Source organism: Blastococcus sp. CT_GayMR19, from assembly GCF_004570385.1.
In the GTDB taxonomy this organism is placed as follows: domain Bacteria; phylum Actinomycetota; class Actinomycetes; order Mycobacteriales; family Geodermatophilaceae; genus Blastococcus_B.
On sequence record NZ_SPQL01000011.1, the window covers coordinates 154,138 to 176,231 of the forward strand.

General features: G+C 72.3%; 21 protein-coding genes and 1 pseudogene. 12 read left to right on the forward strand and 10 right to left on the reverse strand.

Annotation, left to right across the window (positions count from 1 at the left end):
- Positions 1-12: 12 nt before the first annotated feature.
- Complete coding sequence (locus tag E4P39_RS16065; protein ID WP_135137572.1) at positions 13-372, reverse strand: hypothetical protein; 360 nt, start codon at positions 370-372, stop codon at positions 13-15.
- 119 nt (positions 373-491) lie between these two features.
- Here E4P39_RS16065 and E4P39_RS16070 point away from each other — a divergent pair, with 119 nt between their 5' ends.
- The gene (locus E4P39_RS16070; RefSeq protein WP_135137573.1) at positions 492-1,112 is read left to right on the forward strand and encodes a dihydrofolate reductase family protein; all 621 of its coding nucleotides are present in this window, start codon (positions 492-494) and stop codon (positions 1,110-1,112) included.
- A 159-nt stretch (positions 1,113-1,271) separates the two neighbouring features.
- Here E4P39_RS16070 and E4P39_RS16075 read toward each other — a convergent pair whose 3' ends face one another.
- Positions 1,272-1,784: a hypothetical protein gene (locus tag E4P39_RS16075; RefSeq protein WP_135137574.1), complete on the reverse strand. Its 513-nt coding sequence runs from the start codon at positions 1,782-1,784 to the stop codon at positions 1,272-1,274.
- Between the two features lie 190 nt (positions 1,785-1,974).
- Between E4P39_RS16075 and E4P39_RS16080 the strand changes: the two genes are divergently transcribed.
- The 4 genes from E4P39_RS16080 to E4P39_RS16095 all read left to right on the forward strand — a co-directional run bounded on the left by E4P39_RS16080 (position 1,975) and on the right by E4P39_RS16095 (position 5,673).
- Entirely contained in the window at positions 1,975-2,760 is a 786-nt protein-coding gene (locus E4P39_RS16080) for a hypothetical protein (RefSeq protein ID WP_135137575.1), read from the forward strand.
- 154 nt (positions 2,761-2,914) lie between these two features.
- Positions 2,915-4,039, forward strand: coding sequence for a serine hydrolase domain-containing protein (locus E4P39_RS16085; RefSeq protein WP_245159885.1), 1,125 nt, complete (start codon positions 2,915-2,917; stop codon positions 4,037-4,039).
- A gap of 11 nt (positions 4,040-4,050) precedes the next feature.
- On the forward strand, positions 4,051-4,602 hold the full coding sequence (locus tag E4P39_RS16090; RefSeq protein WP_135137577.1) for a hypothetical protein: 552 nt from the start codon (positions 4,051-4,053) through the stop codon (positions 4,600-4,602).
- 129 nt (positions 4,603-4,731) lie between these two features.
- Positions 4,732-5,673, forward strand: coding sequence for an oxidoreductase (locus E4P39_RS16095; RefSeq protein WP_135137578.1), 942 nt, complete (start codon positions 4,732-4,734; stop codon positions 5,671-5,673).
- A gap of 68 nt (positions 5,674-5,741) precedes the next feature.
- Here the strand turns inward: E4P39_RS16095 and E4P39_RS16100 are convergent, their stop codons facing one another.
- The gene (locus E4P39_RS16100) at positions 5,742-6,302 is read right to left on the reverse strand and encodes a hypothetical protein (protein WP_135137579.1); all 561 of its coding nucleotides are present in this window, start codon (positions 6,300-6,302) and stop codon (positions 5,742-5,744) included.
- A gap of 175 nt (positions 6,303-6,477) precedes the next feature.
- Between E4P39_RS16100 and E4P39_RS16105 the strand changes: the two genes are divergently transcribed.
- The gene (locus E4P39_RS16105) at positions 6,478-6,747 is read left to right on the forward strand and encodes a type II toxin-antitoxin system prevent-host-death family antitoxin (RefSeq protein WP_135137580.1); all 270 of its coding nucleotides are present in this window, start codon (positions 6,478-6,480) and stop codon (positions 6,745-6,747) included.
- 404 nt (positions 6,748-7,151) lie between these two features.
- Here the strand turns inward: E4P39_RS16105 and E4P39_RS16115 are convergent, their stop codons facing one another.
- From E4P39_RS16115 to E4P39_RS16135, 5 genes are all read right to left on the reverse strand, one after another.
- On the reverse strand, positions 7,152-7,808 hold the full coding sequence (locus tag E4P39_RS16115) for a carbon monoxide dehydrogenase subunit G (RefSeq protein WP_135137581.1): 657 nt from the start codon (positions 7,806-7,808) through the stop codon (positions 7,152-7,154).
- On the reverse strand, positions 7,805-10,228 hold the full coding sequence (gene cutA, locus E4P39_RS16120) for an aerobic carbon-monoxide dehydrogenase large subunit (RefSeq protein WP_135137582.1): 2,424 nt from the start codon (positions 10,226-10,228) through the stop codon (positions 7,805-7,807). Before cutA ends, E4P39_RS16115 begins: the two co-directional genes overlap by 4 nt.
- A 175-nt stretch (positions 10,229-10,403) precedes the next feature.
- Complete coding sequence (locus E4P39_RS16125; RefSeq protein WP_348633820.1) at positions 10,404-10,880, reverse strand: (2Fe-2S)-binding protein; 477 nt, start codon at positions 10,878-10,880, stop codon at positions 10,404-10,406.
- Between the two features lie 32 nt (positions 10,881-10,912).
- Positions 10,913-11,788 carry an FAD binding domain-containing protein gene (locus E4P39_RS16130; protein ID WP_135137584.1) on the reverse strand — a complete coding sequence of 292 codons (876 nt, stop codon included), beginning with the start codon at positions 11,786-11,788 and terminating at the stop codon, positions 10,913-10,915.
- Positions 11,785-13,308: a solute carrier family 23 protein gene (locus tag E4P39_RS16135; RefSeq protein WP_135137585.1), complete on the reverse strand. Its 1,524-nt coding sequence runs from the start codon at positions 13,306-13,308 to the stop codon at positions 11,785-11,787. Before E4P39_RS16135 ends, E4P39_RS16130 begins: the two co-directional genes overlap by 4 nt.
- A 261-nt stretch (positions 13,309-13,569) precedes the next feature.
- Here E4P39_RS16135 and E4P39_RS16140 point away from each other — a divergent pair, with 261 nt between their 5' ends.
- Positions 13,570-15,078, forward strand: coding sequence for an FdrA family protein (locus tag E4P39_RS16140; RefSeq protein WP_245159884.1), 1,509 nt, complete (start codon positions 13,570-13,572; stop codon positions 15,076-15,078).
- 135 nt (positions 15,079-15,213) lie between these two features.
- Positions 15,214-16,623 (forward strand): DUF1116 domain-containing protein, encoded by a 1,410-nt coding sequence (locus E4P39_RS16145; RefSeq protein WP_135137586.1) that lies wholly within the window; start codon positions 15,214-15,216, stop codon positions 16,621-16,623.
- A gap of 61 nt (positions 16,624-16,684) precedes the next feature.
- On the opposite strand, the gene E4P39_RS16150 is transcribed toward E4P39_RS16145, so the two are convergent.
- Positions 16,685-17,440 (reverse strand): DUF2470 domain-containing protein, encoded by a 756-nt coding sequence (locus E4P39_RS16150; protein ID WP_135137587.1) that lies wholly within the window; start codon positions 17,438-17,440, stop codon positions 16,685-16,687.
- 61 nt (positions 17,441-17,501) lie between these two features.
- Between E4P39_RS16150 and rpsD the strand changes: the two are divergent.
- The 4 genes and pseudogenes from rpsD to E4P39_RS16170 all read left to right on the forward strand — a co-directional run.
- Positions 17,502-17,961 (forward strand): annotated as a pseudogene (rpsD, locus tag E4P39_RS16155) (30S ribosomal protein S4); the annotation flags it as partial.
- A gap of 360 nt (positions 17,962-18,321) precedes the next feature.
- Positions 18,322-18,726 (forward strand): hypothetical protein, encoded by a 405-nt coding sequence (locus E4P39_RS16160; protein ID WP_135137588.1) that lies wholly within the window; start codon positions 18,322-18,324, stop codon positions 18,724-18,726.
- A gap of 101 nt (positions 18,727-18,827) precedes the next feature.
- On the forward strand, positions 18,828-20,504 hold the full coding sequence (locus E4P39_RS16165) for a signal peptidase I (protein ID WP_167761899.1): 1,677 nt from the start codon (positions 18,828-18,830) through the stop codon (positions 20,502-20,504).
- Between the two features lie 93 nt (positions 20,505-20,597).
- Positions 20,598-20,885 (forward strand): Dabb family protein, encoded by a 288-nt coding sequence (locus tag E4P39_RS16170; RefSeq protein ID WP_135137590.1) that lies wholly within the window; start codon positions 20,598-20,600, stop codon positions 20,883-20,885.
- Positions 20,886-20,974: 89 nt separating this feature from the next.
- Here E4P39_RS16170 and E4P39_RS16175 read toward each other — a convergent pair whose 3' ends face one another.
- Positions 20,975-22,081: a ring-opening amidohydrolase gene (locus tag E4P39_RS16175; protein ID WP_135137591.1), complete on the reverse strand. Its 1,107-nt coding sequence runs from the start codon at positions 22,079-22,081 to the stop codon at positions 20,975-20,977.
- Positions 22,082-22,094: the final 13 nt, after the last annotated feature.

Sequence of the window (22,094 nt, forward strand, 5' to 3'; positions counted from 1 at the left end):
CCTCGTGCGAGGTCAGAAGCTCCGCTGGGCGAGCACCGTGGTGACCGCGAAGAGCGTGAGGCTGAGCGCCGTGAGCCACATGGCGGTCACGCGGATCGCGGGCGGCCGGATGCGCCGACCGGCGAGGAGCGCCAGCGCCCCCGCCGCGAGCAGCAGCAGGCCCTGGCCGGCCCAGCCCGCCATGAACCAGTCGTTCGCGGTGGCGCAGGGCGCGCAGTCGGTGACGCTGCAGCTGTTTTCACTGGTGCAGGCGGTCATGCCGCCGAAGGCGGCGGCGAAGCTCCCGAACGTGGCGAGCAGGAGGGTCACGGCCAGGGCCAGCCGCAGCGGCCCCCGCACGGCGCGCGGCCTGCTGGACGGGTGCGGCGTCACGCGGACACTCTGACAGCTCGGGCGCCCGGATTCGTTGCGCACCCGTGTCGATGAGGACGGCGCCCGTTCGACGTCTCTACAGGGGCGGCGCCGGTCGCCCACCGGACAGGGGAGGTCCCATGCGCAAGCTCGTCGTCACCACGTTCGTGACCATGGACGGCGTCATGCAGGCGCCGGGCGGTCCGGGGGAGGACCCGTCGGGCGGGTTCTCCTACGAGGGATGGCTGGTGCCGCACTTCGACGACGACATCGGGGCGCAGATGGACGCCTGGTTCTCCGGCGCGCAGGACTTCCTGCTCGGCCGGACGACCTACGAGATCTTCTACGGATCCTGGCCGAAGATGATCAGCGACGACCAGGTTTCCCAGAAGATCAACTTCAACAAGAAGTACGTGGCGTCGCGCACGCTGAGCGACGTGGAGTGGGAGACCGCGGAGCTGCTGCAGGGCGACGTCGGCGACGCCGTCCGGAAGCTCAAGGCCGAGGACGGCGGGGAGCTGCAGGTGCACGGCTCGGCGGGCCTGATCCAGACGCTGCTGAAGGAGGACCTGGTCGACGAGCTGCGGCTGATCGTCTTCCCGGTCGTGGTGGGCTCGGGCAAGCGCCTGTTCGGGGAGGGCACCATCCCGCGCACGTGGAAGCTGACCTCGTCGAAGGCGTCGTCGACCGGGGCGCTGATCGCGAGCTACGAGCGCGTGGGCGAGGTGGAGACCGGCTCGATCGGCCCCGAGTACGAGTGAGCGCGGCGCCCCTCCGGCCGCGCGCTGCGATTGCGCACTCGTGCACCTGCCCCTGATACGTGCATGTGCGCGCAATCAGGAACGCCGAGTGCCCGCCCCGGACGTCCGGGACGGGCACTCGGCGGTTCAGCGTTCAGGTGCGCGAGGCACCCGACGGCGTCAGTGGGCGGTGTGACCCGCGGTGATGCGCTCGGTCGACCAGTCGTCGTCGCCCTCGGGCTCCTTGGCGAGCAGGAACGCGCCGACGGTCCAGACGATCGCGCCGACGACGCCCACGAAGGCACCGATCTCGGTGGACAGGTCGGCGGTGCGCTCGAAGGCGCCGGGGACGTCGAGGACGTAGGCCAGCGAGATGCCAGTGGCGGCGAGGCCGACGGCCATGGTGACGAGCGAGAGACCACGGTGCTGACGGCCGCGCGCGCGGTTCAGGGCGTACAGCAGTGCCGCAGCCAGGCCCACGCCGAGGAAGGCGAGCAGGGGAATGACGGTGTCGGTCTCGTAGCCGGAGCCGGTCGTCGCGGTGTCGCCGTTCGTGGACACCCAGTCCAGGAAGGTGGCGATCAGGAAGACGACGACGCCGGCGGTGGCCACGTAGGCGCCCATCGGGTTGGCCCGGTGGTCCCGGCGGACCTCACGGTCGGTCGAGTGCGCAGAAGTACTTGAGTTGGCCATGGGCAACGGTTACCCGCCGGTAGGTATGAGAACCGGAACGTGACCGGACGCACTCCGACCCGCTGGGGTCGCCGCCATCGCCGCTGTGCGGACGGCGCGCAGAGAACGCCGACGGCCGGCCCCGGAAGATCCACACTTTCGGCAGATTCCGCCGGTCGGCAGCGGATGCGCAGATCGGAAGGGTGCCGTCATGGAAGCCAGACCGGGATCCGGAGCGGGGGGCCCGGCGGTCGCGGGGCGTCGGTCCTCCGACGGTGGTGACGTCGCCGGGCAGGCGCGGAGGTGGGACCAGATCACGGCGATCGCCGGCCTCGTCTTCATCGCGCTCATCGTGGCCGGCTTCTTCACCCCGGACACGCCCTCGGCGGACAGCTCGACGGAGGCCATTGCCGCTCGGCTGAGCGCGGACCAGCCGGCCCACCAGGTCTCCCTGCTTCTCGGCTTCCTCGGTGACATCGCCTTCCTCGTGTTCCTGGCCGGCCTCTGGAGCAGGCTGCGCCGGCACGGGGGAGCCGGCGGCATGTTCGCCGGGCTCTTCGTCGTCGCGGGAGCGGTGTTCGCGGCCACGATCGCCGTGTCGGAGCGGCTGCACCTGGCGCTGGTCCAGGGCGCGGACACCGCGGGCGACGACCCGGCCGTGCTGCGCACGCTCGTCGTCCTCGACAACTGGGTCGGGGCCGCGACGGTCCCCGCCGGGGTGGCGATGTTCCTCGGGGCCGCGATGGCGATCCTGACGACGCGGGCGCTGCCTGCGTGGGTGGGCTGGCTGGCCGGCGTCACCGGGCTGCTACTCGTCGTCAGCCTCGGTGCGGTGTTCGACGACAGCGAGGAAGGCGTGCTCGGGTTCGCCGGCTTCGGCGGGTTCCTGCTCTTCCTGGTCTGGGTCCTGGCGACGAGCATCGTGCTGCTCCTGCGCGCCCGTCGGGAGTCCTCGCCGACTCCTCGCGAGCCGGGAGCCGCAGCCCAGGCCGCCTGACCGCCTTCCCGCGGGAACGTCGGCAAGCCTGGACGCTTGACCGCGTTCCCGCGGGAACGTTGCACCTGCGTTGTCGGCCACTCCGTGGCCGTGGTCTCATCCACGCGGCGCGACACCGTCGTCGTGCCGCGACGAGGAGGCTCTCTTGTCCCAGGTGCACGGCAGCTGCGACGACCGGTTCACCGCCGTCCGGGACGCGCTGGCGCGCAACCTCGACGGCGAGGAGCTGGGGGCGTCGGTGGCGGTCGACCTCGACGGGGAGACCGTCGTCGACCTGTGGGGCGGGTACCGCGACCAGGAGCGGACGACGCCGTGGACCCAGGACACGATCGTCAACGTCTGGTCGACGACGAAGTGCGTGCTGTCGCTCGCCGCGCTGATGCTCGTCGACCGCGGGGAGCTGGACGTCCACGCGCCGGTCGGGGACTACTGGCCGGAGTTCTCCGCGAAGGGGAAGAAGAACGTCGAGGTGCGGCACCTGATGTCGCACACCTCCGGCGTCCCCGCCTGGGAGCAGCCGTTCTCCATCCGGGACATGTACGACTGGGAGACGGCGTGCGAGCGGCTGGCCGCCCAGCGGCCGTGGTGGGAGCCGGGCACGGCCTCGGGCTATCACGCGGCGAACCAGGGGCACCTCGTAGGTGAGGTGATCCGGCGGATCACCGGACGGACGGTCAAGCAGTTCGTCGCCGAGCAGATCGCCGGCCCGCTGGGAGCCGACTTCCAGGTCGGGGCGCGCGAGGCCGACTGGGGCCGGATCGCGCCGGTCGTCCCGCCACCGCGGCCGGAGGCGGACCCCGACGCGGACCCGGCGTCGGTGGCGATGCGGACGTGGACGGGCCCGGTGATGTCGGCCAAGGCGACGACGACGCCCGAATGGCGGGCCGCTGACCTGGGGGCGCTGAACGGCCACTCGAACGCGCGGGGGGTGCTCGACGTGCTGCGGGTGGTCACGCTCGGCGGGGAGGCGGGCGGTCGCCGGCTGTTGTCGCAGGAGACGATCGACCTGATCTTCGACGTCCAGGCGGACGGCGTGGACCTGGTGCTCGAGGCGCCGTACACGTTCGGCATCGGCTACGCGCTCACCCCGGCGCCGTCAGTGCCGTACCTGCCCGAGGGCCGGGTGGCGTGGTGGGGTGGCTGGGGCGGGTCGCTGGTCGTGATGGACCTCGACCGGCGGCTGACGTTCAGCTACATGATGAACAAGATGGGCGCCGGCCTCCTGGGCTCCGAGCGCGCCGAGTCCTATCTCCGCGCCGTGTACTCCGCGCTCGACTGAGGCCCGGCCGGATGGACCTCGACGACCTGGTCCCGGTGGCCGATCACGTCACCCGCCAGTCGCGGGTCATCGAGGCGCCGCGGTCCGTCGTCTGGGAGGAGCTGCACCGGCTGAAGCTGTCCTCGCTCCCGGTCTCTCTCGTGCTGGGCGCCGTCCGAGCTCTGCCGGTGCTGCTGGCGGGCAAGGGACGCCGGGGACTCGACCGGACGTTCCTCGACGTCGTGCCCATACCGGTGCTGTCCTCGGAACAGCCGTCCGCGGTGGTCTTCGGTGGGGTGCTGCAGGCCTGGCGGCTCACCGGCGGCGAGCAGCCGCCGGCTCTGGACGCCGCAGGCGTGCGGGAGTTCGCGGAGCCCGGCTGGGTGAAGATCGGGATGGAGTTCCGCCTCACGCCCGCGGTCGGCGGCACGCATCTCAGCTCCGAGACCCGGGTCGCCGCGACGGACCCTGCGACCCGACGGCGGTTCAACCGGTACTGGCTAGTCGTCGGACCCGGAAGTTCGGCGATCCGGTGGGAGGTGCTCACCGCGGTCGCGCTGCGCGCCGAGGCGCCCGCCGGCTGAAAGGTTCTTGATCGACGCACGCTGAGGGCCCTCTCGATCCGATCGAGAGGGCCCTCGGCGGGTTTTCACCTTCAGCCGCGGGTGACGCGTCGTGGTCCCCTGGAGCCAGCAGCTCTCGAGAGGACCCGCATGCCCTGGACCGAAGCCGACATCCCCGACCTGAGCGGGCGCACCGCGGTGGTGACCGGCGCGAACGGCGGGCTCGGCTACCAGACGGCGCTGGCGCTGGCGGGTGCCGGCGCGCACGTCGTCCTCGCCGCTCGTGACCCGTCGAAGACGGCGGCGGCGGAGGCCCGGATCAGGGAGCGGTATCCGTCGGCGTCGCTGGCGGTGGTGCCGCTGGACCTCGGGGACCTGTCGGTGGTGTCGGCGGCCGCGTCGACGATCCTGGCCGGGCACGAGCGCGTCGATCTCCTGGTGAACAACGCCGGGGTGATGGCGATGCCGCAGCGGAGGACGGTCGACGGGTTCGAGATGCAGTTCGGCGTCGATCACCTGGGGCACTGGGCGTTCACCGCGCACCTGCTGCCGGCGCTGCTGCGGGCGCCGGCCGCGCGGGTGGTGACCGTGACGAGCACGGCGCGGCACCGGGCGCTGCGGGGTCTGGACCCGGCCGACCCGCACATGACGCGGAACTACGGGGCGTGGACGGCGTACGCGCAAGCCAAGATGGCCAATTTCCACTTCGGGCTGGGGCTGCAGCAGCAGTTCTCCCGCGCTGGCGTCGCGGCGCAGAGCCTCATCGCGCATCCGGGACTGTCGAACACCGATCTGCAGGCGCGGTCGGTGCGCGAGGGTGGGGCCGGCTGGGTGGGCGCGTTCTTCGAGGCGCTGACGGCGCGGTCGGGGATGACGCCGTTCGAGGGTGCCCGGCCGCAGCTCCGGGCCGCGACCGATCCGCGGGCGCGGGGCGGGGAGCTGTACGCGCCGCGGTTCGGCTCGCACGGACCGGCCGTGCGGCGGCCGATCCTGCGCCGCTGGGACCTGCAGGAGCAGATCGACGTGCTGTGGCAGGTCTCCGAGCGCGAGACCGGCGTCCGCCTCGACGTGACGGCCGGCTCGGCCGGGTGACCCGGTCGCCGACCGGCCGGGGCGTGGAACCGCTCCCGGCCGGCCGGCGACCTGGCCCGGCCAGGTCCTCAGTCCGTCGGCACCACGCAGGCATCCCCGACGAACGCGCCGGCGAAGTCCGGAGCGCCGAGCGCCGCCGCGGCCTCGGGGGTGAGGGTCAGCCCCGCCTGGACGCCGTCGCAGGACGGGACCTCACCGTTGATCGGCTGAGCCTCGCCGAGCACGAAGATGTCGACCTCACCGAGCTTCTTGCCGTTGAGCTTCGTCTTGTCGGCGCTGAGGACACCGTCGTCGAGCTCCACCTCGAACTCGGTGATCTTCAGCGAGCCGCCGCCGACCGGCGTGAACTGGAGGCCACCGCTGTGCTCGATCTCGTCGTCCTCCACCTCGGTGATCGGGAAGGACACCTGCGCCACACCGCCCGGAGCAGTGAGTTCTCCCGGCTCGATGGGCTTCACCTTCAAGGTGTCGACCAGAACCGGCACCAGCTCGGGATTGAGGACGACGGTCGTGGTGCCGGCCGAACGGTGGTCGTCGTCGGAGGCGCCGGCGGCAGGCGCGAGAACGGCGCTCGCCGCCAGTGCTCCGGCGGACAGGACCGTGGTGACGAGTACTCGGGTGATCTTCATGGCGTTCCTCGGGATGTGGCCCGCGGTACGGGCGTCGGGGGTCGGACACCATGACTTCCGCCGCGTCCGCCCACCCGGATGCGCCGGAGCCTCAGTTCGTCCGGTCTGCGATGGATCCGCAGACGTGACGGCCCAGAGCGAGCCGGGGTAGCACATCAGGTGCCACCGTGTGCGGATGGAGCGCACCGCCGTCAGAGAGCTCCGACAGAACGCGAGCCGGTACATCGCGCAGGTCAAGGCGGGCGAGTCCATCGAGGTCACCGAGCGCGGTGTTCCCGTCGCCCGGCTCGTGCCGCTGCACCCGTCGGAGTCGGCACGGAATCGGCTGGTCGCGGCGGGGAGGCTGATACCGGCCAAGGGGCCGCGGTACCTCCCCGAGCCGGTGAGCGTCGAGGGACCGTCGACCGGCACGGTGCTGGACGAACTCCGCGAGGACCGCCTCTGATCTACCTGGACTCGTCCGCCCTGCTCGAGCTGGTCCGCGCCGAGAAACACACCGCCGAGTCACCTCCTGGCCGGCCGACCCGGACGGATGCACCGCTGGTGAGCAGCGCGCTGGCGCAGGTCGAGGTGCTCCGCTCGTGTCGGCGCATCGACGAACGGCTGCTGGACCGGGGGCGCTCGGTGCTCGCCGTGCTGGGCGTCGTCCCCCTCGACGACGGGGTCCTCGGAGCAGCGGCCGGACTGCCCGATCCCGGCCTGCGGACTCTCGACGCGCTGCACTTGGCCAGCGCGGTCCCTCGATCCCGACCTCGAGACGTTCGTCGCACGACGCGCGGCTCGTCGCGGCCGCCGGAGCGGTGGGACTCGCCGTCGCCCAGCCAGGAATGTGACGCCGGAACGCGAGGGTCAGCGCCTGCGACCGAGGCGGTAGCCGACCAGGACGCCGAGCAGCGTCAGCACGGCACCGCCGGCGGCGCCGAGCAGCAGCGACTGGACGTCGCCGCCGAGCGGACCCGCGGCCGCCGCCCTGCCGGTGAACGTCCGGCCCACGGCCGGCGCGCCGACGGCCGCCAGCGCCGTGTCACTCGCGGCAGCTGCCGACGGCGCCGCAGCGACAGGCACAGCCACCCCGGTCAGCTCGGCGTCGATCGCCGTGAAGAACTGGCCGGCCATCCGCTTCGCGACGCCGGTCATCATCCGCTGCCCCACACCGGCCACCGGCCCACCCACCACGGCGTCCGCCGAGTAGGTCAGCGTCGTCCCCTCGCCGTCGGGCTGCAGGTTGATCGTCACCGTCGCGCGCACCTGACCGGGCGCTCCCGCACCCGACGCGTGCATCACGTAGGACGTCGGGCGCTGCTGGTCGGTCAGGTGGACCTCGCCGGCGTACGTCCCGCGGATCGCTCCGACACCGACGGACACGTTCATCCGGTACGAGTCATCCCCGACCTGCTCGAGCGACTCGCAGCCCGGGATCGTCCGCGCCAGCACCGCCGGGTCCGTGATCACCGACCACACGCGCTCGGGGTCGGCGTGCAGCACCGCGGATCCGTCGAGGTTCACGCCATCGCTCCTGTTCCGGAGCGCCGGGCACAGGCCGCGGTCAGCTCCGAGTCGTCGTTCCGCATCAGGTCGTACAGCTCGGTCGGGGAGATCGGCATGGACGCGATCCGCCGTCCCACCGCGTCCTCGATCGCCGACGCGATCGCCGCCGTCCCCGGGATGACGCCGGCCTCGCCGGCGCCCTTGATGCCCAGCGCGTTCAGCGGCGACGGCGTCTGCTGGTGGTCGATGTCGATGTCGGGCACCTCGGAGGCGTACGGCATCAGGAAGTCCATGAACGAGGCGTTCTGCAGCTGCCCGTCCTTGTCGTAGACCATCCGCTCGTACAGCGCCCCGCCCACGCCCTGCGCCACCCCGCCGTGCACCTGGCCCTCGACGATCATCGGGTTCACGACGTTGCCGCAGTCGTGCACCACGGCGTACTTCACGACGTCGATCTCCCACGTCGCCGGGTCGATCTCGACGATCGCCGCGTGCGCGCCCGACGCGAACGTCGACCGGATCGGTGAGTAGTAGTCGACGTGCTCCAGGCCCGGGGCGTCCCCGACCGCGACCGGCGGCTTGTCGTCCGACCCGGGACGGGCGAACTGGGTCGCCTGCTTGGCGGCCTCGTCGAACGCGTAGCGCAGCGGGTTGGAGACGACGGCGACCGTGCGCAGCGGCATCGATGCCCCCGGCGTCCCCTTCACCTGGACGACGCCGTTGTCGATCTCCAGGTCGCCCGGGTCCACCTCCAGGACGTCGGCCGCGATCCGCAGCGCCTTCTCGCGCACGCCCCGGGCCGCCAGCGCGATCGCGTTGCCGCTCATCACCGCGGCCCGCGAGGCGAACGTGCCCACCGCGTAGCCGAAGCGCCGGGTGTCGCCGGTGGTCACCTCGATGTCCTCGATCGGCACGCCGAGCTCGGAGGCCACGATCTGCGCGAACACCGTCTCGTGGCCCTGGCCCTGCGACGTCAGGCCGGTCGAGACCAGCACCTTGCCGCTGCCCAGGACCTGGACGTGCCCGCCCTCGTACGGCCCGGGCCCGGTGCCTTCCACGTACATGGCCATGCCGACGCCGAGCAGCTTGCCGCGCTCAGCGGCGGCGGCCCGCAGCTCCTCAGCGGCAGACCAGCCGACCAGCGCCTTCAGCTTGTCCAGCAGCCCCGGGTAGTCGCCCGAGTCGTAGATGACCGGTCGCCCGTCCTGGAACGTCAGGTGGTGGTCGTAGGGGAACTGGTCGGGCCGGATCAGGTTCCGCTCGCGCACCAGCGCCCGGTCGAGGCCGAGCGCGTCGGCGATGCGGTCCATCGTCCGTTCCATCGCGTAGCAGCCCTGGGGCCGCCCGGCCCCGCGGTACGGCGTCACGATGACGGTGTTCGTGTAGACGCTCTCCACGATCACCCGGTAGACCGGCAGCACGTACGGGCCGACCAGCTGGGTCGCCGTCACGATCGGCACGATGATCCCGTACGGCGTGTAGGCGCCGTTGTCGTGCCAGATGTGGACGTCGAGGGCGGTGATCCGGCCGTCGTCGTCGTACCCGACGGTGATCTCCTGGCGCTGCTGGCGCTCGTGGGCCGAGGAGATGAAGTGCTCGCGCCGGTCCTCCGACCACTTCACCTCGGCCTGCAGCGCGATGGCGGCCAGCGGCACCATCAGCTCCTCCGGCCACGGATGGTTGATCTTCACGCCGAAGCCGCCGCCGACGTCCGGCGCGATCACCTCGACCTTGTCCAGCGACAGCTCCAGCTTCGCCGCGATCGCCGCCCGCACCGACGTCGAGGCCTGGGTGCTGCTGTAGACCCGGAGTGAGGAGTCGGCGTCGTCCCAGCGCGCGTGCACGCCCTTGCCCTCCATGGGCATGCAGGCGCTGCGCTCGATGTACTGGGTGAAGCTCAGCGTGTGCGGCGACGCGGCCAGGGCCGGCTCGACGTCCCCGGTCTCCTGGTGGTGCCGGGCGGCGACGTTGTCCGGGATCTCGGCGTGCACCGCGTGGGTCGCGGAGCGGGCCGCGTCGACGCCGACGACGACGGGCAGCTCCTCGTAGGTGACGACGATCCGGTCGCAGACGTCCTCGGCGACGTACCGGTCGGTGGCCACGACCATGACGACCGGCTCGCCGACGTGGTTGACCTCCCCGTTGGCCAGCGGATAGCCGGTGCGCGGGGCGTGCAGCTGCGGGTGCGGGATGAGCACCGGCAGCGGCTCGGCCATCGGGCCGTGCAGGTCCTCGTAGGTGTAGATCGCGACGAGGCCCTCGACCTCCAGGGCGCCGTCGACGTCGATGTCGACGACGCGGGCGTGCGCGTGCGGGGACCGCACGAAGGCGGCCGCCAGCGCGTTCGAGCCGATGTCGTCGAGGTAGCGGCCCTTCCCGACGATCAGCCGGGCGTCCTCGCGCCGGCGGACCGGCTCACCGAACAGCTTGGTCGTCACCGCCGTCCACCTCCGGTCGCGAGAGCCGCCGCGCAACCGCGAGAGCCGCCCCGCAGCCCGGCTCTCGCGGTTGCCCCGCAGCCTGGGCGCCCAGTCATCGGGCGTCGTCCCCCCTTCCCGCTTTCGGTACCGAAAGCTGAGGGGGACGGTGCCGCTTTCGGTACCGGAAGCGGCATCAGGAGCCGTCCCGCATGGCGGCGTTGGCGGTGTGGACGGCCTTCTTGATGTTGGCGTAGCCCGTGCACCGGCAGAGGTTGCCGCCGACCATGTCGTCGACCTCCTCCTCGGTGAGCTCGGCGGAGTTGTCGCGCTTCTCCAGGCCCGCGGCGATCGTGGTCAGGAAGCCCGGCGTGCAGAACCCGCACTGCAGCGCATGGCATTCGCGGAAGGCCTCCTGCACCGGGTGCAGGACCTGTCCCCCGCGGTGGTCGTCGCGGGCCAGGCCCTCGACCGTGGTCACCGATGCCCCGTCCAGCTGGACGGCGAGCAGCAGGCAGGAGCGCATCGGCTCGCCGTCCACCAGCACCGTGCACGCCCCGCAGACGCCGTGCTCGCAGCCGACGTGCGTGCCGGTGAGCCCGAGGTCGTGGCGCAGGGCGTCGGACAGCAGCCGCCGCACGGGCACGGTGGCCTCGCGTGGGATCCCGTTCACCGTGAGGGTGATCGTCCGTTCCGTGTCGACATTCATTCGGTTCCCCCCAGCGCCTCGGCTGCCGCCGCGACGAGCGTGCGTTCCGTGAGGACGCCGACCAGCAGGCGGCGGTAGTCGGCGCTCGCGTGGATGTCGGTGTCCGGGTCGACGAGCGTGCGGGCGAGCGCCCCGGCGGCGGCCCAGTCGGCGCTGTCCGCGGGCTGCCCGACGACGGCGTCGGTGAGGTCGTGCACCTCGGGGGTCAGGCCGACCGAGACGTAGGAGGCGCGGACGGCGGCGACGCGGCGGTCGGCGTCCAGCGTGACGACGACGCCGGCGCCGCAGACCGCGTAGTCGCCCTTGCGGCGGGCGACCTCCGCGAAGGCGGTGCCGGAGCGGTCGGGGAGCGCCGGGAAGAAGGCGGAGGTGACGACGGCCGGGCCGTGGACCGAGGTCTCCAGCGGGCCCACGAAGAAGTCGCGCCACTCGACGGTGGAGACACCGGAGGGCGTGGCGACGGTGACGTGGCCGTCGGTGAGGGCGAGGACGGAGGTCATCTCGCCCGAGGGGTCGGCGTGCGCGATGGACCCGACCGTGGTGCCCCGGTTCCGGATCGCCGGGTGGGCGACGTTCGCCGTCGCCCGGGCCAGCAGCGGCTGGACCCGGGCGGCGGCGGCGTCGTGGAGCAGTGCGTTGTGCCGGACCAGCGCTCCCACCGTCACGCCGTCCCCGGTGGCCTCGACGGTGTCGAGGCCGGGCACCCGGTTGATGTCCACCAGCGTGGTCGGCGCCGCGAGCCGCATGGAGAGCAGCGGGAGCAGCGACTGGCCACCGGCGAGCACCTTGGCGCCCGCACCCTCTGACGAGAGAACCGCGATGGCTTCCTCGAGGGTGCCGGGGTCGGCGTAACGGAAGGGAGCTGGTTTCACCGGTTGTGCTTGCCCTCTCCCGGCGTGTGCCCGCCGGGAACGCCGGGGCGGCCGACCTCGTCGACCGACGACGGGTCGGGGCTCTCGCGCAGCGGGGTCTCGCCGCGACGGGCGGCGGCGTCGGCGAGCAGAGGCTCCTCACCGTGCACGTGCCCGAACGTGGTGCCGGCGGCCGGGTGCCGACCCTCGCGCAGGAGGGCCTCCTTCATGTCCGCCGGCGCCAGCGCACGAGCGACGTGCCAGGCGACGACGGCGACGATCGAGCCGAGCGCGATCCCCGCGAGGGAGAAGTTCTCGGTGAAGGTCAGCGTCACGTTGCCGATGCCGATGATGATGCCCGCGGCGAGCGGCACTAGGTTGATCGGGTTGGCGAAGTCGACCCGGTTCTCCTTCCAGATCTTGGCGCCCAGCAGGCCGATCATCCCGTAGAGGACGACGGTGATGCCGCCGAGGACCCCACCCGGGACGATGTTGATCAGCGCGCCGAACTTGGGCACCAGGCCCAGCAGGATCGCCACGATCGCGGCCACGTAGTACGCCGCGGTCGAGTAGACCCGGGTGGCGGCCATGACACCGATGTTCTCGGCGTAGGTCGTGGTGGGCGAGCCGCCGACGGCGGTCGCGACCACCGTGCCGACACCGTCGGCGAACACCGCCCGGCCGATGACCGGGTCGAGGTCGCGCTTGGTCATCTCGGCGACGGCCTTGACGTGCCCGGCGTTCTCGGCCACCAGCGCGATGACGGCGGGCAGCACCAGCAGGCTGAAGTTCAGCGAGAAGGTCGGGAAGGTGAACTCCGGCAGGCCGAACCAATCGGCCTGGCCGACGGTGTCGAAGTTGATCCGGTCGCGGGTGGACACCGTGCCGGTGCCGTCGGGGGACGTGATCTGGCCGGCCGTGACGTCGAGCAGCACCGACAGCAGGTAGCCGAAGATCAGGCCGAGCAGGATGGCGATGCGCGCGAGGAAGCCGCGCAGCGCCAGCGAGCAGACGATGACGAACGCCATCGTGGCCAGGGCGACCCACTGGTCCTGGGGCCAGTAGATCCCGGCGGCCACCGGGGCCAGGTTGAACCCGATGAGCATGACCACCGCGCCGGTGACGGCCGGGGGCAGCACCTTGTTCACGACGCCGACGCCGGCGAAGTGGATGATCAGGCCGACGATGGCCAGGACGACACCGGCCACCAGGATCGCGCCCACGACGTCGCTGGAGTCACCGCCGTTGGCGCGGATCGCGACGACACCTCCGACGAAGGAGGCGCTGGTGCCCAGGTAGCTGGGCACCTGCCCCTTCACGATCAGCAGGAACAGGATCGTCGCGATCCCGCTCATCATGATCGCGAGGTTCGGGTCCAGCCCCATGATGAGCGGGAAGACGAAGGTCGCGCCGAACATGGCGACGACGTGCTGCGCACCGATCCCGACGGTCCGCGGCCAGGACAGTCGCTCGTCCGGGGCGACCGCCTCACCCAGGGGCGGCGTCTTGCCGTCCCCGTAGAGCTTCCAGCTGAACGCCATCTGCGTGCCTCCTCGACGTGCACCAACCGACTCGATCCGGTGCGCGACGACGGCGTCGGAGGCCCCGGGAGGCGCCACTGTGTCACTCGACACCCCGGGGCGGAAGTACCTCAGTGCTAAATCGTTATTGCTCTTTGGAGGCGATACTTCACCGCTGAGACATCTGTCGGTACGGTCGGCACGCGGGCGAGGTGGCACGCCCGCCGGACAGCGCAGCACCCCGAGCGGTCGCTGTCCGACGAGCGTCAGCGTGGAGGAACAGTGACCGCCTCACCAGCCCTGTCCGGCACCGCCGGCGTGCGGTCGGTCTCCCTGCGTTCCGGCGTCTACGCCGACTCCGTCCGCCTCATGCAGGTGAGCCGCACCGTGTCCGCGCTGCCCGGGGTGACCGGCGTGATCGTCGCGATGGCGACGCCGCTCAACCTCGAGCTCGCGGGCAACATGGGCCTGGCGCCGGAGGAGGTTCCCTCGCCGGAGCAGCTGCTCATCGCCGTCCGCGCCGAGGACGACGCCGCACTCACCGCCGCGGTCGCCGCCGTGGACGCCGCGCTGGCCGAGCGCGAGCGTTCGGCCGGCACCGCCGACGCCGTCCGGCACCGCACGATCGGGGCCGGCCTGGACGAGCTGCCGCCCGACGCCTCGGCCCTGGCGATCGTCTCCGTGCCGGGGCAGTACGCCGTCGCCGAGGCCGCGGACGCCATCGCCGCCGGCCGCAGTGTCCTGATCTTCTCCGACGGCGTCCCGGTCGAGCACGAGGTGGCCCTCAAGCGGGCGGCCCGCGACGCCGGCGTGCTGGTCATGGGCCCCGACTGCGGAACGGCGATCGTCTCCGGCGTCGCCCTCGGGTTCGCCAACGTGGTCCGACCCGGTCCCGTGGGCCTGGTGGCGGCGAGTGGCACCGGCGCCCAGCAGGTCTCCTGCCTGCTCGACATGGCCGGGGTCGGGGTCTCGCACGTGCTCGGCGTCGGCGGGCGCGACCTGTCCGAGGCCGTCGGCGGGCTGGCCACGCTCGACGCCCTCGCGGCGCTCGATGCCGACCCGGCCACCGAGCGCGTGCTGCTCGTCTCCAAGCCCCCGGCGCCGTCGGTCGAGGAATCCGTCTCCGCCGCCGCTGCCGAACTCTCCGTGCCGGTGCGCTCCGCCGTCCTGTCGCCGGAGACCCCCGACCTGACCGCCGCCGTCGAGGCGCTGCTCACCGACATGGGCATGGACGTGCCCACCTGGCCGTCGCGCCCGGGGCCTGTCGAATCCTCGGTCCCGGGCGCGACCTTGAAGGGCCTCTACTCCGGCGGCACGCTCGCCGACGAGGCCATGCTGATCGCCGCCCCGGCGCTCGGGGACATCCGCTCCAACACCCCGCTCAGACCCGAGCTGGACCTCGGTACGGACCTGTCCGCCTCCGGCCACGTCGTCATCGACTTCGGGGACGACGCCCTGACCGTGGGCCGCGCGCACCCGATGATCGACCCGACGCTGCGGCTCGAGGCGATCGCGGCGCTGGCCGCCTCCGACGAGCCGGCCGTCCTGCTGCTCGACGTCGTCCTCGGGTACGGGGCCGATCCCGATCCGGCGGGCGCGCTCGTTCCGGCGCTGCACGCCGCCCGGGCGAGGAAGCAGCTGCCCGTCGTCGTCGCGCTCGTCGGCACCGAGGCCGACCCGCAGGGCTGGAGCCGCCAGGCCGATGCCCTCGCCGCCGCCGGGGCTGTCGTCTTCGCCAGCAACGCTGCCGCCACCCGGCACGCCCTCAGACTGCTCGGAGTGGCCCCGTGACGTCTTCCTCCAACTCCGCCGCCACGCGGTACGCCCTCGACCTGCTGGGAGCCGACCAATGAGCGAGCTTGCGAGCTCATCGCTGAAAAGAGCAGCCCGGGTCACGCAGACGACGAGCGCCAGCGAGGAGACGAAGTGAGCCTGGGCGGCCTGCTGTCCTCCCCGCCCGCGATCGTCTCCGCGGGCGTCGACGTCTTCTCCGACGCGCTGCGCGCCCAGGGCGCCGAGGTGCACGACGTCGACTGGCGGCCGCCGGGCTTCGGCGACCCGGCCGACCTGTCCGCGATCGCCCTCGACCCGCGCCGGGCCGCCGCCAACCGGACGGCGGTCGAGCGGCTGCTGGCCGCGGGCTCGGAGCTGGTCGACGTCCGCCCGGCCCGGGACGTGATCGGCCTGGCCGACCGCACGCTGCTGCACTCCGGGCCGCCGCTCAGCTGGGAGATGGCCTCCGGCCCGATGCGCGGCGCCCTGATCGGCGCCTGCCTGTTCGAGGGCTGGGCGTCGACCGTCGAGGAGGCCGAGGCGATCCTGGCCGCCGGCGAGGTCGCCCTCGACCCCTGCCACCACCACCGCACGGTCGGCCCGATGGCCGGTGTGACCAGCCCGTCGATGTGGCTGTGGTGCCTCTCCGACCCGGTCAACGGCGGGCAGGCGTTCTGCAACCTCAACGAGGGCCTCGGCAAGGTGCTGCGGATGGGCGCCTTCAACCAGGAGGTGCAGACCCGGCTCCGGTGGATGCGCGACGTGCTCGGCCCGGTGCTGGCCGACGCGGTACGCAGCCGGTCCGACGACCCGATCGACGTGAAGTCGATCCTCGCCCAGATGCTGCAGATGGGCGACGAGGGGCACAACCGCAACCGGGCCGGGTCGCTGATGGCGCTGCGCGAGCTGTCGCCGGCGGTCGTGGCCGTCGATGCGCCGTCGTCCGACATCGCCGCGGTGCTGAAGTTCATCGGCGGCAACGAGCACTTCTTCCTCAACCTCGGCATGCCCACGGCGAAGCTCGCCCTGGACGCCGCCCGGAACATCCCCGGCTCGACGATGCTCACGGTGATGTCGCGCAACGGGACGGAGTTCGGCATCCAGACCGCCGGGACCGGCGACCGCTGGTTCACCGGCCCCGCGCAGACCCCCGTCGGCCTGTTCCTCGGGAACTTCGGCCCGGACGACGCCAACCCCGACATCGGCGACTCCGCGATCATGGAGACCTACGGCGTGGGCGGCTTCTCGATGGCCGCGGCGCCGGCGATCGTGCGCTTCGTCGGCGGCTCGGTGCCCGACGCGCTGGCCACGACCGAGCGGATGCACCAGCTCACGCTGACGGAGAACCCGGCGATGGCCATCCCGATCATGGGTTTCCGCGGGGCGCCGACCGGGATCGACGTCCTCAAGGTGGCGCGCACCGGCTGGCTGCCGCAGATCAACACGGGCATGGCCGGCCGGGTGGCCGGCACCGGCCAGGTCGGCGCCGGGCTGGTGCAGCCGCCGCAGGAGTGCTTCGAGAAGGCGCTGCAGGCGCTGGCCGAGGAATCCCGCACGGCCTGATCTCCCGCGCGAGATCCGCCACGGCCCCCGGCGGTCCGAGGACGAGGGCTGCTTCGCGGGATCAGGCGGGGCCGCAGACCAGCAGCCGGTCGACCGCCGCGCCGACTCCGGCCGGGCCGTCCAGCGCCGCGGCGAACGGCACGCGCAGGTCGTAGCACCCGCTGCGGCCCTGCACCCGGAAGCGGACGCCGAAGCGGTCCAGGCCGAGCAGCCGGACGTGGTCGTGCCGGCCGACCCTCCGCTGCACCCGGGAGGCGAGCTGGACCAGCGCCTCGCAGTGCTCGGTGACCAGCTCGTTCTCCGCGCGGCTGACCGCGTCCGGACGCGCGGCCAGGAAGTCCTCGGGCTCGACCTCCGTCGTGCCCCCGGTCTCCTCCAGCTGTACCTCGGCCAGCTCCAGCCGCAGCAGCGTGGCGCTCAGTCCGACGTCGAACAGCCGGTCGCAGGCGTGGGCGTCGGCGAACTCGAGCACCAGCCGGGTGACCTCGTACTCCGCGATCGGCCCGACCCAGCCGGACAGCCGCACCAGCCCACGAACCGGATGGGACAGCGGGAACGGCGTCCGGTCGGTGACGGTGAGCCGGGCGGGGACGTCGCCCAGGGGTGATCCGCGGAGCGCCATCGTCACGGGGCCGTCGGTGGGGACGACGAGCAGCACCTCGCCGGCGTCCGTCGTCGTCGCTCCCCACAACTGGCAGATGCCCAGACCGAGGCCGTAGAGGGAGGCGGTGGGCCGAGCGGCGATCGTGCGGGCGCGTTCCGCCGCCGGGGGTTGCGCGTGCACGGCACGGGACGGGTGCATCGGGCCGGCCGTCATGGACCACCTCGGAAGCTCGTGGGCGAGTAGTAAGGCGAGCCTAACCAAACTTGGAGGCTCCGTGAACACACCCCGTCTCGAGGTCCGACTCAGTCGCGCGCTGGGCATCCCGCTCACGCCGAAGGGCGTGCAGTACTTCGAGCGGCGGCCGTACCCCCCCGGGCGAGCACGGGCGCAAGCGCCGCAAGGACAGCGACTACTCGACACGGCTGAAGGAGAAGCAGCGGCTGCGGGCGCAGTACGACATCAGCGAGACCCAGCTCCGGGCCGCCTTCGACCGCGCCAAGCGGTCGGGCGGGAAGACCGGCGAGGCGCTGATCCAGGACCTCGAGTCGCGGCTGGATGCGACCGTCCTGCGCGCCGGCTTCGCCCGGACCATCTACCAGGCGCGCCAGTTCGTCACCCACCAGCACGTCCTGGTCAACGGCAAGCGGGTGGACCGGCCTTCCTACCGGCTGCGCCCCGGCGACTTCGTCGCGGTCGCCGAGAAGTCGAAGCGCAAGGAGCCGTTCCTGGTGGCCGCCTCCGGGGCGCACGCCGACGCGCCTGCATCCCCGGTCAGTCCCTTTCGGTGTCGGGCAGTCACGCGTAGCGATGAAGGACGCACGCCCCGGTGATGGTCTTCCCGGAGACGGTGTGCCGGTTTCCGCGTTCACCGGGCAGCCGCGCCGCACCGACCGCCGGCGGTCGCGATGTCGGCCGGGCGACGGTGCTCCGGCGGCCAGCGGTGAGCGACGATTCCCAGTTTCTTTTGGGACAGGAGTTGAGGGTGCGGGGTGCCCGGCCGAAGACCAGGTGTCAACCCAACGGCGCAGCTCCAACCGGACCGCGTGCACGTTCGCCGGCCGGCCCTCCGCCACTGAGAGAACAGGACCACAGCAATGCGTATGTCGCGCGTTCTGCTCGCCGGTGTCGCGGTCGCCGGCGCCGTCGCCACCACCTCCGCCTTCACTGCCGGCAACACCTTCACCGCCGGTGCCCTGGCGGACGACAACGCCGGCTACGGCGAGGTGACGGCGACGGGTGTGACGGTGAGCAACATCGCCTACAACCCGCTCGCCGCGGACGCCACGATGCTCGACTCCGTCGTCTTCACGGTCGGCGAGAGCACCAGCGACATGAACGCGCTCCTGACCCTCTCCGGAGCAGGCGGCGTCCTGGGCGGTGGCGCCGTGGCATGTACGTACAACTTCGCGAACCCCGCGCACCAGGTCGTCTGCGACACCCCCAACACCATCGAGATCGAGGACATCACCAAGGTCGGTCTCACGGTGGTGTCGAAGTAGCACCCCCGGACCGGGCGGGGCGGCCACTCGGCCGCCCCGCCTGATCTCGGACCGCTGCGCCGGCCATGACAGCCGCTCCCAGGACCGTTCGCATCAGCGCTGTGTTCGCGCTGGTGCTCTCGGCCGTGTGGCTGTTCTGGCCGCTGGCGCTGGGCGGCGGGACGACGTACCTCGCCACGTACGGCGACAGCATGGAGCCCGGGTTCCAGGCCGGGGACCTGGCGATCCTGCGCACAGCCGACCGGTACGCGGTGGGCGACGTCGTCGCCTACCGCAGCCCGTCGCTGAACACGGTGGTCATGCACCGCGTCGTCTCCGCGGATGTCGCCGGGTTCGTGACGCAGGGCGACAACAACGACTGGCTCGACCAGGACAAGCCGTCGCGGGACGAGATCCTGGGCCGCCTGTTCCTCCGCATCCCCCGGGGCGGGATCGCCCTCGACGCGATCACGTCGCCCGGAGCACTCGTCTTCGTCGTGTGCGGTCTGCTCGCCGTGGCCGGCAACGCACGCCGCCACCCTGTCCGGCGCCATCTCCGCGCTGCCCGGCGCCGCGTCGCGCGCCGGACGGCCGCCTACTCGATGCCAACGCGTTCGGTCGCCCGTCAGGCCGCCCTCGGGGCGGGGGCAGTCGCCCTGGTCGCCCTGGTCGGTGGCGGCGTGCTCCTCGTGCTGCCGTCCACGCAGACCGACGCGCGCACGCTGCAGGTGACCCAGCAGGGGCAGTTCTCCTACACCGGTGCGGCCGAACCGGGCACCACCTATCCGTCCGGCGTCATCGAGACCGGCGACACCGTCTGGACGAAGCTCGCGCGCCAGGTGACCGCCTCCTTCACCCACACGGTGATGGGCCCGGAGCTCACCGAGCTGCAGGGATCCCTGCGGCTCGACGTGTCGGTCACCGCGGCCGACGGCTGGACCGCCGTCGTCACGCAGGGCCCCGTCGCGGCCCTCGAGAGTGGGGCGGGGACGGCGACCGTCACCGTCGAACCGTCAGCCGCCGCCGCGCTGCTGAGCCGGCACTACGCCGAGATCGGCGGCGTGGGCGGCGGCTCGAGCCTGACGGTCACCCCCGTCGTCGAGCTGACCGGCAGGGCCGAGGGACGGCGCTTCACCGCCGGCTCCCCGGCCGGGCTGTCCTTCGCCCTGGACGCCGCGTCCCTGGCACCGGTCGGGGCCGCGGAAACGGACCTGGCGCCGATCACGAAGACCGAGGTCGCGATCGACGAGGTCGTCCCCCGCACCATCCCCGTGCTCGACTTCCAGGTGCCGATCGACACCGCCCGGCTCGTCGCGGCCGTCCTCTTCGCCGTCGCGCTGCTGGTGCTCGGTGCTGGAGCCTGGATCGGCCAGAGCCGTCGAGGTGACGCGGCCGACCGGTTCCTCGTCAGGCACGCCGACCGGATCCTCCCGGTCGCAGCGTTCAGCCCGGGCCCGACCGTCTTCGACGTGGCCGATGCCGAGTCCCTGCACCGGGTCGCGGAGCGGTTCGACACGGTCGTCCTGCACCACGCCGCTGAGGACGAGGACGTCTTCGTGGTCCGTGACGCCGACGCGACCTACCGCTTCGTCGTCCCCGGCGCGCAGGGCCGCCACCGCGGCAAGCCCCCCGTCCCGGCGCCCGTGTCCGCGCCCGTACCGGCGCCCGCGTCCGTCTCCCAGCCGGTGGACTCCACGTGGCCGCTGCCCAGGATCGACCCGGTGCCGCCGGACCTGACCTCGCCGCTACCGCTGATCGCGGCGCCGAGGCACGGCCGGCACTGGAGCCGCGTCGCCTGAGCGGGGTCTGCGGAGCCCGCTGATGCCGGTCCCGAGGACTGATCCGGGGAGCAGGCGGGAACAGGGACGGCTCCGCCAGGGGAGGAGCGAGTCGTGATCCGCAACATCGTCGTGGGCCGCCTCCGGGCCGACGTGCCGCCCGAGGCGGTCGACCGGGCCTTGCAGGCGCTGCTGGGGCTGCGGCCGGACGGACTGATCGAGATGCGGGCCGGCCGCGACGCCGGGCTGCGGGCCGGCAACTGGGGCTATGCGATCACCGCCGACTTCGTCGACGAGGAGGCCTACCGCCGCTACGACCTCGAGCAGGAGCACAACCGGATCCGGCGGGAGCTGTTCGACCCGATCTCGGAGTCGATCGCGCGGGTGCAGTTCGTCCTGTGACGCGCCGGGCGCGTTCGTCATGAGCACCGAGTGCGGGGAAGTAGGGGCCGGGAACGTCGTCCGGACCCCTACTTCCCCGACGTCGGGAGCTACTGAGCGCGGACGATCGCGGCGACCGGGCCGCCGCCCGAGGGGCCCTGGTGCACCGCGGCCACCGACACGAAGACGGCGGGGTCGCCGGTCACCGAGGCGGTCACGCCTCCGACGGTCGCCTTGATCTGGCGGTGCCAGGAGACGTCGGAGTCGTCGAGCATCGCGTTGCGCCGTCCACGGACCTTCCCGTCCGGGGAGGCCTCGCACTTGAGGAACACGTTGACCAGCCGGTCACCGAGGTCGGTGTGGTGCGGCCGGTCGGGAAGCTCGAGGCCCGCGTCGCGGATGGCGTTCCAGATGCCGTCCTGATCGAGGGCGTCCTTCATGACCGAGTGGCCGACGCGGTAGTTGCCGCCGTGCCCGCGGGCGTTGCCGACGACGACGATCTGCGCCCGGTCCAGCTCGACGCCCGACGAGCAGGAGGCGACGGCGCTGAAGAGGGAGAGGTCGTGCATGACCTGCTCCTGCGTCGGCATCTCGATCTCGCCCAGCGCCACCGCGACGCCGAGCGCCGTCGTGCCGTTGGAGAGGTCCATGGAGCCGTGCGGCTCCTGCATGTACGTCGTCTGCCCGCGCTCACGGGCGTCGCGGATCGTGTCGATCGTCAGCAGCGGGGTCTTGGTCTGCACGTAGTGCACGTCGGCCGGGTCCGTGATGCCGGCGGCCTCCATGGCGCGCTTCACGCCCTCGGCGACCTTCTCCACCATCGCGAGGCGCCCGATGTCCTCGGGCATCAGGACGTCGCTCATCGCGTAGCCGACCGTCAGGCGCGGCTCGTCGGTCTTCTCGACCTCGTCCTCGGGGAGGGTCGCGAAGACCGTGGCGTGCGGGCTGATGACGCCGTCCGTGCCACCGGACCACACGATCGGGATCTGCTTGACCTCCTCGCGCGAGCGGGTGCCCTTCTCCTCAAGCACCTCCCGGAACGCGCGGTCGGCGATGATCCGGGTGTAGTCGTTGACGCCGCCGTTGCCCTCGGTCTTGCCGATGACGGCGATGATGCGGTCGGCCTCCATGACGCCGTCGTCGATGAGCTTGGCCAGTTCGGAGGCGTCGCTGACGTTGTGCAGCGGGACCTTGCGGACCTCGATCGGTGCGGGCACAGGGTTTCCTCTC

Coding starts and splice junctions, on each gene's coding strand:
- E4P39_RS16135 (WP_135137585.1), bottom strand. CDS start 13,308: ATGGCGTTCAGCTGGAAGCTCTACGGGGACGGCAAGACGCCGCCCCTG.
- E4P39_RS16070 (WP_135137573.1), top strand. CDS start 492: ATGCGCAAGCTCGTCGTCACCACGTTCGTGACCATGGACGGCGTCATG.
- E4P39_RS16090 (WP_135137577.1), top strand. CDS start 4,051: ATGGACCTCGACGACCTGGTCCCGGTGGCCGATCACGTCACCCGCCAG.
- E4P39_RS16105 (WP_135137580.1), top strand. CDS start 6,478: ATGGAGCGCACCGCCGTCAGAGAGCTCCGACAGAACGCGAGCCGGTAC.
- E4P39_RS16080 (WP_135137575.1), top strand. CDS start 1,975: ATGGAAGCCAGACCGGGATCCGGAGCGGGGGGCCCGGCGGTCGCGGGG.
- E4P39_RS16075 (WP_135137574.1), bottom strand. CDS start 1,784: ATGGCCAACTCAAGTACTTCTGCGCACTCGACCGACCGTGAGGTCCGC.
- E4P39_RS16095 (WP_135137578.1), top strand. CDS start 4,732: ATGCCCTGGACCGAAGCCGACATCCCCGACCTGAGCGGGCGCACCGCG.
- E4P39_RS16100 (WP_135137579.1), bottom strand. CDS start 6,302: ATGAAGATCACCCGAGTACTCGTCACCACGGTCCTGTCCGCCGGAGCA.
- E4P39_RS16160 (WP_135137588.1), top strand. CDS start 18,322: ATGCGTATGTCGCGCGTTCTGCTCGCCGGTGTCGCGGTCGCCGGCGCC.
- E4P39_RS16150 (WP_135137587.1), bottom strand. CDS start 17,440: ATGACGGCCGGCCCGATGCACCCGTCCCGTGCCGTGCACGCGCAACCC.